Genomic DNA, 13,458 nt, shown 5'->3' on the forward strand with positions numbered 1-13,458 from the left:
GGGCGGTGCCGACCCGCCCCGCCATGGCGCCGGCGCCCGGCGCGACGGCCGCCTGCATGGCCTCGCCGCGCAGGCGCAGCAGCCTGGCGGCGTCCGCGACGGTGAGGCTGCCGGCGGCCGCGAGCGCGGCGTACTCGCCGAGCGAGTGGCCGGCCACGCAGGCGACGTCGCGGGCGAGGTCGAGGCCGCGCTCGGCCTCCAGCACGCGCAGCACCGCGAGGCTCGCCGCCATCAGGGCCGGCTGGGCGTTGGTCGTGAGGGTCAGGTCCTCGACCGGCCCCTCGAACATCAGCCGCGACAGGTTCTCGCCCAGGGCGGCGTCGACCTCGTCGAGCACGGCCCGGGCCTGCGGGAAGGCCTCGGCGAGGTCCCGCGCCATGCCGACCGCCTGGCTGCCCTGGCCCGGAAAGATGAGTGCGCGCATGGTGCGTCCTGGTCGCCGGCGCCGCGCGGCGCGCGAACGCCGCCCGTGTCGGCCGAAACTCTGGAATGGCGCGCGCACTCGCACCCGCGGCGCTGGGTGTCAACAATGCGCCGCACCATGATGCCGCAGCGACGCGGCCCTCCGGCCCCCCGGCGTCCGGCCCGATCGGACCGGCACGCCCGCCGGACGCGCGCCGGGTTCGCGCCGGACGCGCGCCCTGCGCAACCCGCTGTGCTTGTTGCACAACGGCATCCGGTGTAGAGTGGCGCCATACCCGACATCACCCGTCGCTCAAGCCCAAGGAGCCGCCCCGCATGGCGCGCGTCACCGTCGAAGACTGCATCGAGAAGGTCGAGAACCGCTTCGAGCTGGTGCTGCTGGCGAGCCACCGGGCCCGCCTCCTGGCCGCCGGCGCCCCGCTGACCATCGACCGCGACCGCGACAAGAACCCGGTCGTCGCCCTGCGCGAGATCGGCGACGAGACGATCACGGCCGACGACCTCAAGGAGCAGCTGATCCACTCGATGCAGAAGTACGTCGAGGTGGACGAGCCCGAGGCCGAGACCGTTCCGCTGCTGTCGAGCTCGCCGGCCGCCGCCGCGGTGGCGCCGCAATCCTCCAGCGACGACGCGGCGGTCCAGTTCGACCGCATGAGCGAGGAGGACCTGCTGCGCGGCCTCGAGAACCTCGCCCCGCCGGTCGAGACCGACGACGAGGGCGAGTGAGCCTGGACACGTGGGCCTGGATGGGCGCGACCTGACAGAGACCGGACCCGGCGGAGACGCCGGGTTCTCTCGTTCCGTGGCCGGCCCGCCGGCATCCGGCGCGGCCCCGCCGCCGGGGGCTGGCGCCGTCCCGGCGGTGGCGGAACAATCGCGCGTGATCCAGACCCCGCGCACGGCCCCGGACGCGCCGGCCCCGTCCCGGCGGATGATGCGCCAGTACGAGCTCGTCGAGCGGGTCAAGCGCTACAACCCGGCCGCCGACGAGGCGCTGCTCAACCGCGCCTACGTGTACGCCATGCAGGCGCACGGCACGCAGAAGCGCGCCTCGGGCGACCCGTTCTTCGCCCACCCCCTCGAGGTGGCGGCGATCCTCACGGACCTCCACCTCGACGACGCCACCATCGTGGCCGCGGTGCTGCACGACACCGTCGAGGACACCGAGGCGACGCTCGAGGAGATCCGCCGGCTGTTCGGGCCGGAGATCGGCGCCCTGGTCGACGGCCTGACCAAGCTCAAGCGCCTCGACCTCGTCTCCAAGCAGGCCGCGCAGGGCGAGAACTTCCGCAAGCTGCTGCTCGCGGTCGCGGCGGATGTCCGCGTGCTGCTGGTCAAGCTCGCCGACCGCCTGCACAACATGCGGACCCTCCAGCACATGCGCGACGACAAGCGTCGCCGCATCGCGCAGGAGACCCTGGACATCTACGCGCCGCTCGCCGGCCGCATGGGCATGCAGGAGCTGCGCGAGGAGCTGGAGGATCTGGCCTTCCGCAACCTGGAGCCGGAGGTCTACGCCACCATCACCCAGCGCCTGACGCGCCTCTCCGCCAAATCCGAGAGCGTCGTCGAGACCATCGCGCAGGTGCTCACCGAGAAGCTCGGCGCGCAGGGGATCACCGCCGAGGTCAGCGGCCGGCAGAAGCGTCCGTTCTCGATCTGGTCGAAGATGGAGCGCAAGTCCGTCGCCTTCGAGCAGCTCTCCGACATCTTCGGCTTCCGCGTGGTCGTCGACACCGTGCAGGATTGCTACGCGGCCCTCGGCATCGTCCACACCAGCTGGCCGATGGTTCCGGGCCGGTACAAGGACTACGTCTCGACCCCGAAGCAGAACGATTACCGCTCGATCCACACCACGGTGATCGGGCCGAAGAGCCAGCGCGTCGAGCTGCAGATCCGCACCCGCGCCATGGACGACATCGCCGAGTACGGCATCGCCGCGCATGCCCACTACAAGGAGATCGGCACCGAGCTGGTGAAGGACCCGGCCCGCGCCGAGGGCAGCGTGCATCCGCGGCTCGCCGCGGAGAGCGGCGCCTACCAGTGGCTGCGCCGGACCATCGAGCTCCTCGCCGAGGGCGACAGCCCCGAGGAGTTTCTGGAGCACACCAAGCTGGAGCTGTTCCAGGACCAGGTGTTCTGCTTCACCCCGAAGGGCCGGCTGATCGCCCTGCCGCGCGGCGCGACGCCGATCGACTTCGCCTACGCGGTCCACACCGACGTCGGCAACACCGCGGTGGGCGCCAAGATCAACGGCCGGATGGCGCCGCTGCTGCACGAACTCGCCAACGGCGACGAGGTCGAGATCAGCCGCTCCGACGGGGCCTCGCCCCCCGCGGCCTGGGAATCCCTCGTGGTGACCGGCAAGGCCCGCGCGGCGATCCGGCGGGCGACCCGCACCGCCGTGCGGCGGCAATATGCCGGCCTCGGGCGGCAGATCCTGGACCGGGCCTTCGAGCGCGCCGCCAAGACCTTCTCGGAGGACAAGCTCCGGGGCGCCCTGCCGCGGCTCGCCCGCGCGACGACCGAGGACGTGTTCGCCGCCGTGGGGCGGGGCGAGATGTTCTCGGGCGACGTCGTCCGCGCCGTCTATCCCGACCACCGAGACGAGCGCCGGCCCTCCGCCGCGCAGGGCGCCGCCAGCGGCGCCGGCCGGCTCGTGCGCTCCTCCGACCAGACCATGCGGCTGACCTTCCCGGGGGCCGAGGGCGGCAATCAGGGGGAGGACGCGGACCGCAGCGACGCCATCCCGATCCGCGGCCTCGCGGGCGACCTGCCGGTCACCTTCGCGCCGAACGGCGGCGCGGTCCCGGGCGACCGGATCGTCGGCATCCTGACCCCCGGCGTCGGCGTGACGGTCTACCCGATCCAGTCGGCGGCGCTCGCGGCCTTCGACAACGAGCCGGAGCGCTGGCTCGACGTCCGCTGGGACACCGAGGCGCTCGGCGGCGAGCGCTTCCCCGCCCGGCTGGCGCTCAAGTCGATCAACGAGCCCGGGGTGTTCGCCCAGATCGCCCAGGTGATCGCCGACCACGACGGCAACATCGACAACATCTCGATGAAGCGGCGCACCCAGGACTTCACCGACATCACCATCGACCTGTCGGTCTGGGACCTCCAGCATCTCAACGCGATCATCGCCGAACTGCGCGGCAAGCGCCCGGTCAACAGCGTCGAGCGCGTGAACGGCTGAGGTCGAGGGGCGCGGCGCGCGACGCATCTGAGGTTTACAGGATCAACTTACGTAAACCACCGTTTTCACGACGAAGCCCTGTCGTGGTCAATTAATCCGCCCCGCAAGTTTAGTTTTTCACGCCCGCACAATCCCGTGCTCTGCTTGACACGGACCGGTTTGAAACGAATGGTCCGGCGGACGGGGCGTCGGTCGCGCGGATCCTCGACCGCGCCGGTCCACCCCGGTTTGCAGAGCGCGGCGGCCGCGATCGCGGCGCACCGTCCCGGCCACGCGCCCCGGCCTTTCGCCCCGGGCGAACCCTGACCGATTGTTCAGACGATTTCCTGTCACCCACGATTTCTCGGGACCTGACCTGTTCATGCCAGTCACCCAGCGCAGCGCCATCTTCATCGACGGCGCCAACCTCTACGCCACCACCAAGGCCCTCGGTTTCGACATCGACTACAAGAAGCTGCTCAAGGAATTTCAGTCGCGGGAGAACCTCCTGCGGGCATTCTACTACACGGCCATGATCGAGGATCAGGAATATTCCTCGATCCGGCCGCTGATCGACTGGCTCGACTACAACGGCTACCGCGTCGTGACCAAGCCCGTGAAGGAGTTCACGGACTCGATGGGGCGGCGGAAGTACAAGGGCAACATGGACATCGAGCTGGCGATCGACGCCCTCGAGCTCAGCCCGCACATCGACCACATGATCCTGTTCTCCGGCGACGGCGATTTCCGCTCGCTCGTCGAGGCGATGCAGCGGCGCGGCGTGAAGGTGACGGTGATCTCCACGATCCAGACCCAGCCGGCGATGATCTCCGACGAGCTGCGGCGGCAGGCCGACGAGTTCGTCGACCTCGCGAGCCTCGCGGGCCGGATCGGGCGCGAGCCCGGCGAGCGCCCGGCGCGGGCCTCCGGCGAGGCGCCGACCCGCTACCGCGGGGAGGGAAGAGCCAATCCGGGCCTGGAGAACCGCTACGGCATCCGCCAGCCGGAGGCCGAGGAGGAGTAGCGCCTCAGGCGCTGCCCCCGTCGAGCCAGTCGAGGACCTGCCGGGCGCTCCGGTCCGGCGGGAAGACCGGGTAGAACAGCGCGCTCACGACGCCGTCGTCGATCACCAGGGTGAGGCGGCGCAGCAGCACCTGGCCGCCGGCCTCGAAGGTGGGCAGGCGCGCCGCCATCGCGAAGGCCCGGTGCGGATCGGCCAGCAGCGGGAACGGCAGGCCCAGGCGCTCGGCCGCCTCCCGCTGGTAGGCGCTCGTCTGGGTCGAGAGGCCGAAGACCTGGGCGACGCCCCGGTCCGTCAGCGCGGCGTGGTGATCGCGGAAATCGCAGGCCTGCGGCGTGCAGCCCCGGGCGCCGGGAATCGCGTCCCAGTCGGGCGTCAGGCCCGGCCGGCCCGGCTCGCCGGTGCGCGGGTAGGCGTAGGCCACGGTGCGGCCCGGCAGCCGCGCCAGCGAGACCGTGCGGCCGTCCGTGGCGGTGAGCGCCACGTCGGGCAGGCGCATCCCGCGCAGGTGATCGGCCGCGCCATCGTCGACGGGGACCGGCAGGTCGTCGGGCAGGGTATCGTGGGTGGATGGCATGGACATCTCCTCCCGGCTCGGCGTCCGGCCTCGGTCTCCGTCTTTGCGAGCGGAGCGAAGCAATCCAGCAGCACCACGCTCGTCGAGGTCGCGCTGCCCTGGGTCGCTTCGCTGCGCTCGCGATGACGGCGCGGCCTCAGCCCCGGTCCCGCAGCAGCCGCGCCCGGTCGCGCTGCCAGTCGCGCTCCTTGACCGCCTCGCGCTTGTCGTGGGCCTGCTTGCCCTTGCCGAGGCCGAGCTCGACCTTCGCCCGCCCCTTGTCGTTGAAGTAGATCTTCAGCGGCACCACCGTGTAGCCCTGGCGCTGGGTCGCGCCGATCAGCTTGTTGATCTGGCGGCGGTGCAGCAGCAGGCGGCGCGGGCGCTTGGTGTCGTGGTTGAAGCGGTTCGCCTCCAGGTATTCCGGGATGTAGGCGTTGAACAGCATCAGGTCGTTGCCGGAGGGGCCCGCATAGGCCTCGCCGATCGTCGCCTTGCCGCCGCGCAGGGACTTCACCTCGGTGCCGGTCAGCGCGATGCCGGCCTCGAGCGTGTCCTCGATCGTGTAGTGATAGCGCGCGGCGCGGTTGTCGGCGACGATGCGCCGACTGGGCTCCGGTTTCGGGGCCATGATGCGTGACTTCCCTCAGTCGACCAGCAGGCCGGCGTGGCGCAGGGCGTCGTTGACGATGCGCTTGGTGGACTCGGTCACCGGCACCAGGGGCAGGCGCAGCTCGTCGGTCATGTGGCCGAGCCGCGACAGGGCGTACTTCACCGGCGCCGGGTTGGCCTCAGCGAACAGGCCCGTCTGCAGGGGGAACAGCCTGTCCTGGAGGGTCAGCGCCCTGGCGTAGTCGCCCGCGAGCGTCGCCTCCTGGAGGTCGGCGCAGAGCCGCGGGGCGACGTTCGCCACCACCGAGATGCAGCCGTGGCCGCCGTGGGCGTTGTAGCCGAGCGCCGTCGCATCTTCGCCCGAAAGCTGGATGAAGCTCGCGCCCATGGCCTGACGCTGCTGGCTGACGCGATCGATCTTGGCGGTCGCGTCCTTCACGCCGGCGATGTTCTTCAATTCGAAGAGCCGGGCCATCGTCTCGACGCTCATGTCGATGACGGAGCGCGGCGGGATGTTGTAGATGATGATCGGAATGCCGACCGCGTCGTTGACGGCCTTGAAGTGGGCGTAGAGGCCCGCCTGCGTCGGCTTGTTGTAGTACGGCGTCACCACGAGGACGGCGTCGGCGCCCGCGCGCTCGGCGTGCTGCGCCCGCTCGACCGCCTCGGCGGTGGAGTTGGAGCCCGCGCCCGCCACGACCGGCACGCGCCCGCCCGCCTCGTCGATGCAGGCCTCGACCACCCGGTCGTGCTCGGAATGGGTCAGGGTCGGGCTCTCGCCGGTGGTGCCGGTGGGCACGAGGCCGTGGCTGCCCTGCTCGATCTGCCAGCGCACGAACTTCCGGAAGGCGGCCTCGTCGAAGGCCCCGTCGCGGAAGGGCGTCACAAGCGCGGTGAGCGAGCCCCGCAGGCGGCTCCCGGTCATCTCGGTCATCTCAGGCGTCCCAAAGGGTCCCAGCTGGGATTTCGGCGGTCTCGGCGCCGCGCGTGGTCCGCATCGTACGGGCACGGACCGGCAGACATAGGCGGTCGCGTCACGGCGCGCAAACAGATCGTGGGGACGGTTAACGCGATCTTAATGGTCACGGCCCGATCCTCGGCCTTTCCCGCTCCGGTGATCAGTAGGGGGGAATCGTGATCCGACCCGCGGCCTCGCATCCGGCCCCGAAGCGCACGTCCCTCACCGCCGCCGCGCTCGTCGCCACCGTCGGCGTGGCGCTCGCCGGCCCGGCCGGCCAAGCCGGCCAAGCCGGCACCGACGTGCCCGCGACGCCGCCGGCCACGCAGCCCGCGACACAGCCGACCCCGCCGGCGAGCGACGCCGCCCTCTCGACCGCCCAGGTCCGGGGCGCGCAGGCCGCGAAGGCCAGCGACCCGGTCGCGGCCGACGCCCTGAAGCTCGACCCGGTCCACGCCTCCGGCGGCGACGACAAGGGCGAGGAGCCCGCCCGGACGCTGCCCGCCGCGGCCTCGGCTTACGCCTCCGCCGACCCCGACGCCCCGGTGGCCTTCCCGCTGCCCGACGCCGCCGTCACCCCGGCGGCCCCGGTGCCCGAGGTGCCGGATCCCGCGCGCCCGAAGATCTCCGGCGACACCGACCCGACGCTGCTGCGCGGCGCCATCGACCTCTACCGCAAGGGCCGCGTCGCCGACGGCGACCGGATGCGCGACGGCTTCACCGACCCGGCCGCGAAGGCGCTGCTCGAATGGGTGGCGATCCGCGCGGGCGCCGGGATCGGCTTCAACCGCACCGTGGCCTTCGTCCGGGCCAATCCGGACTGGCCGGCCGGCCCGCTGCTGCGCCGCCGGGCCGAGGAGGCGCTGCTCTCCGAGAAGAAGCCGCCCGCGACGGTCCGGGCCTACTTCGCCACGGCGAAGCCGGTGAGCGCGCCGGGCAAGTTCGCCCTGGCGCTGGCCCTGCGCGCCGACGGCTGCGACGCCGACGCCGCCGAGATGGTCCGCGACCTCTGGCGCACCGAGAGCTTCGGGCGGAGCCTGGAAGCGAAGGTGCTCGACGCCTTCCCGGACGCGCTCACCCGGGTCGACCACCGCTACCGGATGGAGCGGGCGCTCCTGAAGGACGACTGGGAGAGCGCCGGCCGCGCGGCCGGCTACGCGGGCGGCGCCTATGCCAGCCTCGTGCGCGCCCGCCGGGCCGTGGAGGACAAGTCCTCCGGCGCCGCGGCCGCGCTCGCCGCGGTGCCGCCGTCGCTGCGCGGGGACGCCTCCTACATCTTCTCCCGGGCGCAGTATTTCCGCCGGGCCGACAAGCCCGAGGCGGCCGCCGCCGTGCTCGCCGCGGCGCCGAGCAACCCGGACGTGCTGGTCGACGGCGACGAGTGGTGGATCGAGCGCCGCATCGTGGCGCGCAAGCTCCTCGACCTCGGCGATGCCAGGACCGCCTACGCGGTGGCGAGCCAGCCGGCGGCGCGCTCGCCCGAGAAGCGCATCGAGGCCGAGTTCCACGCCGGCTGGATCGCGCTCCGCTTCACCGGCGATCCGGCAGCCGCCGCGCAGCATTTCGCCCGGGTGGCGGCCATCGCCGAGAGCCCGATCTCGGTGGCGCGGGCCGCCTACTGGCAGGGGCGGGCGGCCGAGGCGCTCGGCCAGTCGGAGGAGGCGAAGCGCTTCTACGAGCGCGCCGCCCTGCAGCCGATCGCCTATTACGGCCAGGTGGCCCGGGCCCGGCTCGGCCAGACCAGCCTGCCCCTGCGTGCGCCGGCCGATCTCGAGGGCGCGGAGCGCCAGGCCTTCGACGGGCGGCTCTCCATCCGCGCCCTGCGCCTGCTCGGCGAGGCCGGGATCAAGGAGCTGGCCCTGCCGCTCTACATCGACGCCGCCCGGGACCTCTCGGACCCGCGCGAGCTCCAGGCGCTCGGCGACCTCGCCACCGACATGAAGGACGCCCGCGCCCTGGTGGCGATCGGCAAGCTCGCGGTCCAGCGCGGCCTGCCGCTCGACGCCCACGCCTACCCGACGATCGGCATCCCCACCTACGAGACCTTCACGGCGGTGCCGCAGGTCGAGCGGGCCATGGTCTACGCCATCGCCCGCCAGGAGAGCCAGTTCGACCCGCGCGCCCAGTCGGGCGTCGGCGCGAGGGGGCTGATGCAGATGATGCCGGCCACCGCCCAGCGCACCGCCCGCCGGGTCTCGACCGCCTTCGACGTCGACCGCCTGACCAGCGATCCCGCCTACTGCGCGAAGCTCGGCCAGGCCCATCTCGGCGAGCTGATGGAGGATTGGCGCGGCTCGTACGTGCTCGCCTTCGCCTCCTACAACGCGGGCGGCGGCAACGTGAAGAAGTGGATCGACGCCTACGGCGACCCGCGCAAGGGCGACGTCGACGTGATCGACTGGGTGGAGCGCATCCCCTTCACGGAGACGCGCAACTACGTGCAGCGGGTGATGGAGAACCTGCAGGTCTACCGCACGCGGCTCGACAGCCGCAGCGCGCTGCTGATCGAGGGCGACCTCCACCGCGGCGCGCGGTAGCGGGCTCCTCACCGTCTTCGCGAGCGGAGCGAAGCAATCCAGGGCAACGCGAAGACCGGCGGTCTGGCGTGACTGGGTCGCTTCGCTCCGCTCGCGAAGACGAATTCGCGATCTGCGGCCCCCCGCCGGGACGTAACCCACACCCCTCTCCGCGGCGGCATAGCTTTTGGTTGTGCCTCCGGCGCCTCGCTCCCTAGAAGATGGGCCGGTCCGCATTGGCCGGCTCCCGAGAGCCCGCGCTGCCGAGAGGTTCCCATGCTGCGTTCGAGATCGGGTTTCGCCCTCCTGCTGAGCACCGCGCTCGCGGCCGCCGCTCTGGCCCAGGCCCAGGCCCAGGAGGCCTCCACCGCCGAGCAGACGATCGACGTGATGAACACGCTGTTCGGCAAGCATCCGGGCGCCCGGGCCAACCACGCCAAGGGCGTGGTCGCCGAGGGCAGCTTCACCCCGTCGCCCGAGGCGGCCAGGATCAGCAAGGCCTCCCTGTTCCAGGGGCCGGCGGTGCCGGTGACGATCCGGTTCTCGGACGCCACCGGCGTCCCGACCATCCCGGACGGCGCGGCCGACGCCAACCCGCACGGCCTCGCCCTCAAGTTCAAGCTGAGCGACGGCTCCGAGATGGACGTCGTCACGAACTCGCTGAAGTACTTCCCGGTCGCCACGGGCGAGGAGTTCCGCGACCTCCTGAAGGCCGCCGCCGAGAGCGGCCCGAACGCCGCTCATCCGACCGCGCTGGAGCGCTTCGCCGCCGCCCACCCGGCCGCCGCCACCGCGGGCGGGACCGCCAGGACCCCGTCGAGCCTCGCCCGGCAGACCTACAACGGCGTCAACGCCTTCATCCTGGTGGACGCCGCCGGCAAGCGGCAGCCGTTCCGGTTCCGCTTCGTGCCGGTGGAGGGCGAGGAGATCCTCCCGCCCGAGGAGGCGTCCAAGCGCGACCCGGACTTCCTGATGGCCGAGATCGGCCCGCGGGTCGCCAGGACGCCCGCGAAGTTCAGGATGCTGGCCCAGCTCGCCGAGCCGGGCGACCCGACCAACGACGCCACCAAGCCCTGGCCGGACGACCGGAAGACGGTCGATCTCGGCACCGTGACGGTGAGCAAGGCCGTGCCCGACAGCGCCGAGGCCGAGAAGGCGCTGCTGTTCATGCCGAACAACCTGACCGACGGGATCGAGGTCTCGGACGACCCGCTGATCGACGCCCGCGTCCAGGCCTACGCGGTCTCGTTCAGCCGCCGCTCGCAGTAGCGCGGCCCGGCCTGACGGGATCCCCGACCCGGCGCCCCATCCCGAGGTGCCGGAGCGGATCAGCGGCCCGTCCCGGCCTTCGGGGCGGAGGGCGGCTTCGCGCCGCCCGGCTGCCCCTTGGTCTCGACCGGGCCCGTGCGGGCGCCCTCCTGGGTGGAGCCGGTGCCGCTGAGGCCGCCCGCGCCCATGCGGGTCGTGGGTGCGCCGGCATCCTGGCCGGCTTTGCCCTGGCCCTCGGCGGCGTGAGCGGTTCCCGTCGCGCCGGCGAGGAGGGCGGCGAGCAGCGTCGTACGGGTCAGGATCCTCATGGGGCCTCCGCGGTTCCACCTGCGCCCGGGCGGGCTTGCCGGTCCAACCGGATGCGCCCGGTCGCGTTCCCGCTGACAACCGGCCTGTCACCCGTCGGCGCGCAGGCCTGCGGCGGCGCGGCGGCCCCGCCGCTCGGCGGGGTCCTGGAACACCCCCGACCACAGGCCGAGGCGGCGCCCCCAGGCCCGGTCCGCGGCGGGCGCGTAGTCCGGCGCGAGGTCCCGGTCGGGCAGGGCGAGGCCCTGCGCCACCATCCAGGCCCCGAGATCCGCGTCGCCGACCCGGCAGAGCGCCGCGCCGGCCTCGCCCCGCGGCTCGCAGGTGACGGCCGCCCCGCCGATCCGGTCGGCGAGCGCCCGGGCGGCGTCGCGGCCGCACGGGTAGGGCCGGTCCCGGGCGTCCGCGCAGGTCGCGTCGGCCTCCGGCGCGGCGATCCCGAACAGGCTGACCGGCCGCCCGCCGACGCGCAGCGTCCCGCCGTCGATCACCTGGGCGGGGCCGAGCAGGATCTCGCCGGCCCGGGCGGCGCCGTGCCAGGCGAGGCCGCCCGCCATGAGCGCGGCGAGGAGCGGCAGGCGCGAGCGGCCCCCCTTGTCGTCCGGGCAGAGGAGGGTGCCGGCGAGGCCGGCGGCGCAGGCGAGGAGGATACCGACGTAGAGCGACATGGTCTCAGGTCTCCGGAAGGGCTATGGCCGCCCTTGTGCCGAAGCCCCGCCCCGCGACCCTGACGCCGGCTGTCAGCGTCCCGTCAGGCGGCGCGGCCTAGCCTGCGCCCGCATGAGCCCGTTCCCGCCCCGCCGCGCCCTCGTTCTCGCCCTCGGCCTGCTGGCCGCCCTCGCGGGCGGGCCCCTGCACGCCTCCGAGGATGCCGACCGGGCCCGCCGGGCCCTGGAGAGCGGCGAGATCCGCCCCCTCGACGCGGTGCTGGCGGCGGCCCGGGCGGCGGTGCCGGGGGACGTCGTGTCGGTCGACCTCAAGCGCGACGACGGGCACTGGCTGTACAAGCTGCGCATCCTCGGGCCCGACGGGAAGCGCCGGACCGTGAAGGTCGATGCCGGCACGCTGAAGATCCTGGACGAGGACGACGATGATTGAGGAGGCCGGGCCGTGCGCGTCCTGATCGTCGAGGACGAGCCGCGCATCGCCGCGGACGTCCGGCAGGGCCTGGAGAGGGCCGGCTACGTCGCCGACGTGGTGGCGGACGGCGAGGCGGCGTGGTTCCGCGCCGGGACCGAGACCTACGACGCCATGGTGCTGGATCTCGGCCTGCCGCGCCTCGACGGACTCGGCGTGCTGCGCCGCCTGCGCGCGGCCGACGTCGCCCTGCCGGTCCTGATCCTCACCGCCCGGGACGGCTGGCGCGAGCGCGTCGAGGGCATCGACGCCGGCGCCGACGACTATCTCGCCAAGCCGTTCCGCATGGAGGAGCTGGTGGCGCGGCTCCGGGCGATCCTGCGGCGCACCGCCGGCCACGCCGCGCCGGTGCTGCGCGCCGGCGCGGTCGAGCTCGACACCCGCACCCGCGCGGTCAGCGTCGACGGGAGGCCCACCGAGCTGACCGCCCTGGAATACCGGCTGCTGGCCTTCCTGCTGCACCGGCCGGGGCAGGTCGTGCCGGCGGGCGAGCTGCTCGACCACCTCCACGGCGTCGGGACCGAGCGCGAGGCCAACGCCCTGGAGGCGCTCCTGACGCGCCTGCGCCGCAAGATCGGGCCGGGGGTGATCGAGACCCGCCGCGGCCAGGGCTACCTGATCGCCGGACCGGACGGGCCGTGAGGCGCGACTCCCTCCGCCTGCGGCTCGGCCTCGCGGCGGCCGCGCTGATCGCGCTGGCGCTGGTGCTCGCCGGGCTCGGCCTCACGGTGATCCTCGACCGGGTGCTCGACGCCCGCACCGTCGCGGATCTGGACCGGACCGCCAAGCTCATCGCCGGCCGGGTGGGCCTCGCGCCGGACGGGACGCCGACCCTGTCCCGGGACCTGCCGGACCCGCGCTTCGCCACGCCCTACGGCGGCCTGTACTGGCAGGTGGAGGCGGGATCGCGCGCGCTGCGCTCGCGCTCCCTCTGGGACAGGAGCCTCGACCTGGGACCGGCCGGGGCGGGCGCGCAGGCCCCCGCGACCCTCGACACGACCGGGCCCGACGGCGGCCGGCTCATCGCGGTGGTGCGGCCGCTGCAGATCGGCGCGCCGGGCGCCGGGACCGCGCTGCGGGTCGCGGTGGCGGAGGACCGGCGCGGCCTCGCGGCGAGCCGGACCACCTTCCTGCGCCTGCTCGTCCCGGCGCTCGTCGCCCTGTTCGTCGTCCTGACCCTGGCGATGGGCCTGTTCGTGCACCGGGCGCTCGGCCCGTTCCGGGTGCTGCAGGCGGAGCTTCTGGCGGTCCATGCCGGGCGGCGGGCGCGGCTGCCGGAGCATTTCCCCGACGAGGTCCGGCCGCTGGTCACCGACCTCAACCGGCTGCTCGACGCGCAGGAGCGCGCCCTGGTCCGCGCCCGCGACGCCGCCGCCGACATGGCCCACGGCCTCAAGACGCCGCTGGCGGTGCTGGACGCGCTGGCGCGCCGGACCGGGCCGGCCGACCCGGCACTGGCGGGCCGGGGCGCCCGGCAGGCGCGGGGCC

Annotated in this window: 13 protein-coding genes and 1 pseudogene; 8 read left to right on the top strand and 6 right to left on the bottom strand. The window is 73.5% G+C overall.

Translation table 11 applies throughout. The features are described 5' to 3' along the window. A partial coding sequence (locus ACLBYE_RS26225) for an ACP S-malonyltransferase (RefSeq protein WP_447696407.1) occupies nt 1-424 on the bottom strand: 424 nt, incomplete at its 3' end. Nucleotides 425-738: 314 nt separating this feature from the next. On the opposite strand from ACLBYE_RS26225, the gene rpoZ reads away from it, so the two are divergent. From rpoZ to ACLBYE_RS26240, 3 genes are all read left to right on the top strand, one after another. Next, entirely contained in the window at nt 739-1,149 is a 411-nt protein-coding gene (gene rpoZ / locus ACLBYE_RS26230) for a DNA-directed RNA polymerase subunit omega (protein WP_010685409.1), read from the top strand. Nucleotides 1,150-1,354: 205 nt separating this feature from the next. Beyond that, nucleotides 1,355-3,616, top strand: a complete 2,262-nt coding sequence (locus tag ACLBYE_RS26235; protein WP_447696416.1) for a RelA/SpoT family protein — start codon at nt 1,355-1,357, stop codon at nt 3,614-3,616. A gap of 361 nt (nt 3,617-3,977) precedes the next feature. Continuing rightward, complete coding sequence (locus tag ACLBYE_RS26240) at nt 3,978-4,619, top strand: LabA-like NYN domain-containing protein (protein ID WP_020095206.1); 642 nt, start codon at nt 3,978-3,980, stop codon at nt 4,617-4,619. 4 nt (nt 4,620-4,623) lie between these two features. Here ACLBYE_RS26240 and ACLBYE_RS26245 read toward each other — a convergent pair whose 3' ends face one another. From ACLBYE_RS26245 to dapA, 3 genes are all read right to left on the bottom strand, one after another. Next, entirely contained in the window at nt 4,624-5,193 is a 570-nt protein-coding gene (locus ACLBYE_RS26245) for a peroxiredoxin (RefSeq protein ID WP_447696408.1), read from the bottom strand. A gap of 136 nt (nt 5,194-5,329) precedes the next feature. Next, nucleotides 5,330-5,803 carry an SsrA-binding protein SmpB gene (gene smpB / locus ACLBYE_RS26250; RefSeq protein WP_020095208.1) on the bottom strand — a complete coding sequence of 158 codons (474 nt, stop codon included), beginning with the start codon at nt 5,801-5,803 and terminating at the stop codon, nt 5,330-5,332. Nucleotides 5,804-5,818: 15 nt separating this feature from the next. Continuing rightward, entirely contained in the window at nt 5,819-6,718 is a 900-nt protein-coding gene (gene dapA / locus ACLBYE_RS26255) for a 4-hydroxy-tetrahydrodipicolinate synthase (RefSeq protein ID WP_447696409.1), read from the bottom strand. 200 nt (nt 6,719-6,918) lie between these two features. Here dapA and ACLBYE_RS26260 point away from each other — a divergent pair, with 200 nt between their 5' ends. Together ACLBYE_RS26260 and ACLBYE_RS26265 are read left to right on the top strand one after the other, a co-directional pair. Further along, nucleotides 6,919-9,279 carry a transglycosylase SLT domain-containing protein gene (locus ACLBYE_RS26260; RefSeq protein ID WP_447696410.1) on the top strand — a complete coding sequence of 787 codons (2,361 nt, stop codon included), beginning with the start codon at nt 6,919-6,921 and terminating at the stop codon, nt 9,277-9,279. A gap of 255 nt (nt 9,280-9,534) precedes the next feature. Further along, nucleotides 9,535-10,527 (top strand): catalase family peroxidase, encoded by a 993-nt coding sequence (locus tag ACLBYE_RS26265; protein ID WP_447696411.1) that lies wholly within the window; start codon nt 9,535-9,537, stop codon nt 10,525-10,527. A gap of 59 nt (nt 10,528-10,586) precedes the next feature. Here ACLBYE_RS26265 and ACLBYE_RS26270 read toward each other — a convergent pair whose 3' ends face one another. Both ACLBYE_RS26270 and ACLBYE_RS26275 read right to left on the bottom strand, forming a co-directional pair. Beyond that, nucleotides 10,587-10,835 carry a hypothetical protein gene (locus tag ACLBYE_RS26270; RefSeq protein WP_447696412.1) on the bottom strand — a complete coding sequence of 83 codons (249 nt, stop codon included), beginning with the start codon at nt 10,833-10,835 and terminating at the stop codon, nt 10,587-10,589. 87 nt (nt 10,836-10,922) lie between these two features. Beyond that, nucleotides 10,923-11,501, bottom strand: coding sequence for a thermonuclease family protein (locus ACLBYE_RS26275; protein WP_447696413.1), 579 nt, complete (start codon nt 11,499-11,501; stop codon nt 10,923-10,925). 112 nt (nt 11,502-11,613) lie between these two features. Between ACLBYE_RS26275 and ACLBYE_RS26280 the strand changes: the two genes are divergently transcribed. The 3 genes and pseudogenes from ACLBYE_RS26280 to ACLBYE_RS26290 form a co-directional block, all read left to right on the top strand. Next, a complete protein-coding gene (locus tag ACLBYE_RS26280; RefSeq protein ID WP_447696414.1) occupies nt 11,614-11,931 on the top strand; it encodes a PepSY domain-containing protein in 318 nt (105 codons plus the stop codon). A 12-nt stretch (nt 11,932-11,943) separates the two neighbouring features. Then, nucleotides 11,944-12,612: a response regulator transcription factor gene (locus ACLBYE_RS26285; protein ID WP_447696415.1), complete on the top strand. Its 669-nt coding sequence runs from the start codon at nt 11,944-11,946 to the stop codon at nt 12,610-12,612. After that, nucleotides 12,609-13,458: pseudogene (locus ACLBYE_RS26290) on the top strand (sensor histidine kinase); the annotation flags it as partial. The gene ACLBYE_RS26285 and the pseudogene ACLBYE_RS26290, both read left to right, overlap by 4 nt.

Source organism: Methylobacterium sp. A52T (genome assembly GCF_053346095.1).

Excerpts from the sequence above, each read along its gene's own strand:
- smpB (WP_020095208.1), bottom strand. The coding sequence starts at position 5,803 with ATGGCCCCGAAACCGGAGCCCAGTCGGCGCATCGTCGCCGACAACCGC.
- ACLBYE_RS26240 (WP_020095206.1), top strand. The coding sequence starts at position 3,978 with ATGCCAGTCACCCAGCGCAGCGCCATCTTCATCGACGGCGCCAACCTC.
- ACLBYE_RS26235 (WP_447696416.1), top strand. The coding sequence starts at position 1,355 with ATGATGCGCCAGTACGAGCTCGTCGAGCGGGTCAAGCGCTACAACCCG.
- ACLBYE_RS26280 (WP_447696414.1), top strand. The coding sequence starts at position 11,614 with ATGAGCCCGTTCCCGCCCCGCCGCGCCCTCGTTCTCGCCCTCGGCCTG.
- ACLBYE_RS26245 (WP_447696408.1), bottom strand. The coding sequence starts at position 5,193 with ATGCCATCCACCCACGATACCCTGCCCGACGACCTGCCGGTCCCCGTC.
- ACLBYE_RS26265 (WP_447696411.1), top strand. The coding sequence starts at position 9,535 with ATGCTGCGTTCGAGATCGGGTTTCGCCCTCCTGCTGAGCACCGCGCTC.
- ACLBYE_RS26275 (WP_447696413.1), bottom strand. The coding sequence starts at position 11,501 with ATGTCGCTCTACGTCGGTATCCTCCTCGCCTGCGCCGCCGGCCTCGCC.
- ACLBYE_RS26270 (WP_447696412.1), bottom strand. The coding sequence starts at position 10,835 with ATGAGGATCCTGACCCGTACGACGCTGCTCGCCGCCCTCCTCGCCGGC.
- dapA (WP_447696409.1), bottom strand. The coding sequence starts at position 6,718 with ATGACCGAGATGACCGGGAGCCGCCTGCGGGGCTCGCTCACCGCGCTT.
- rpoZ (WP_010685409.1), top strand. The coding sequence starts at position 739 with ATGGCGCGCGTCACCGTCGAAGACTGCATCGAGAAGGTCGAGAACCGC.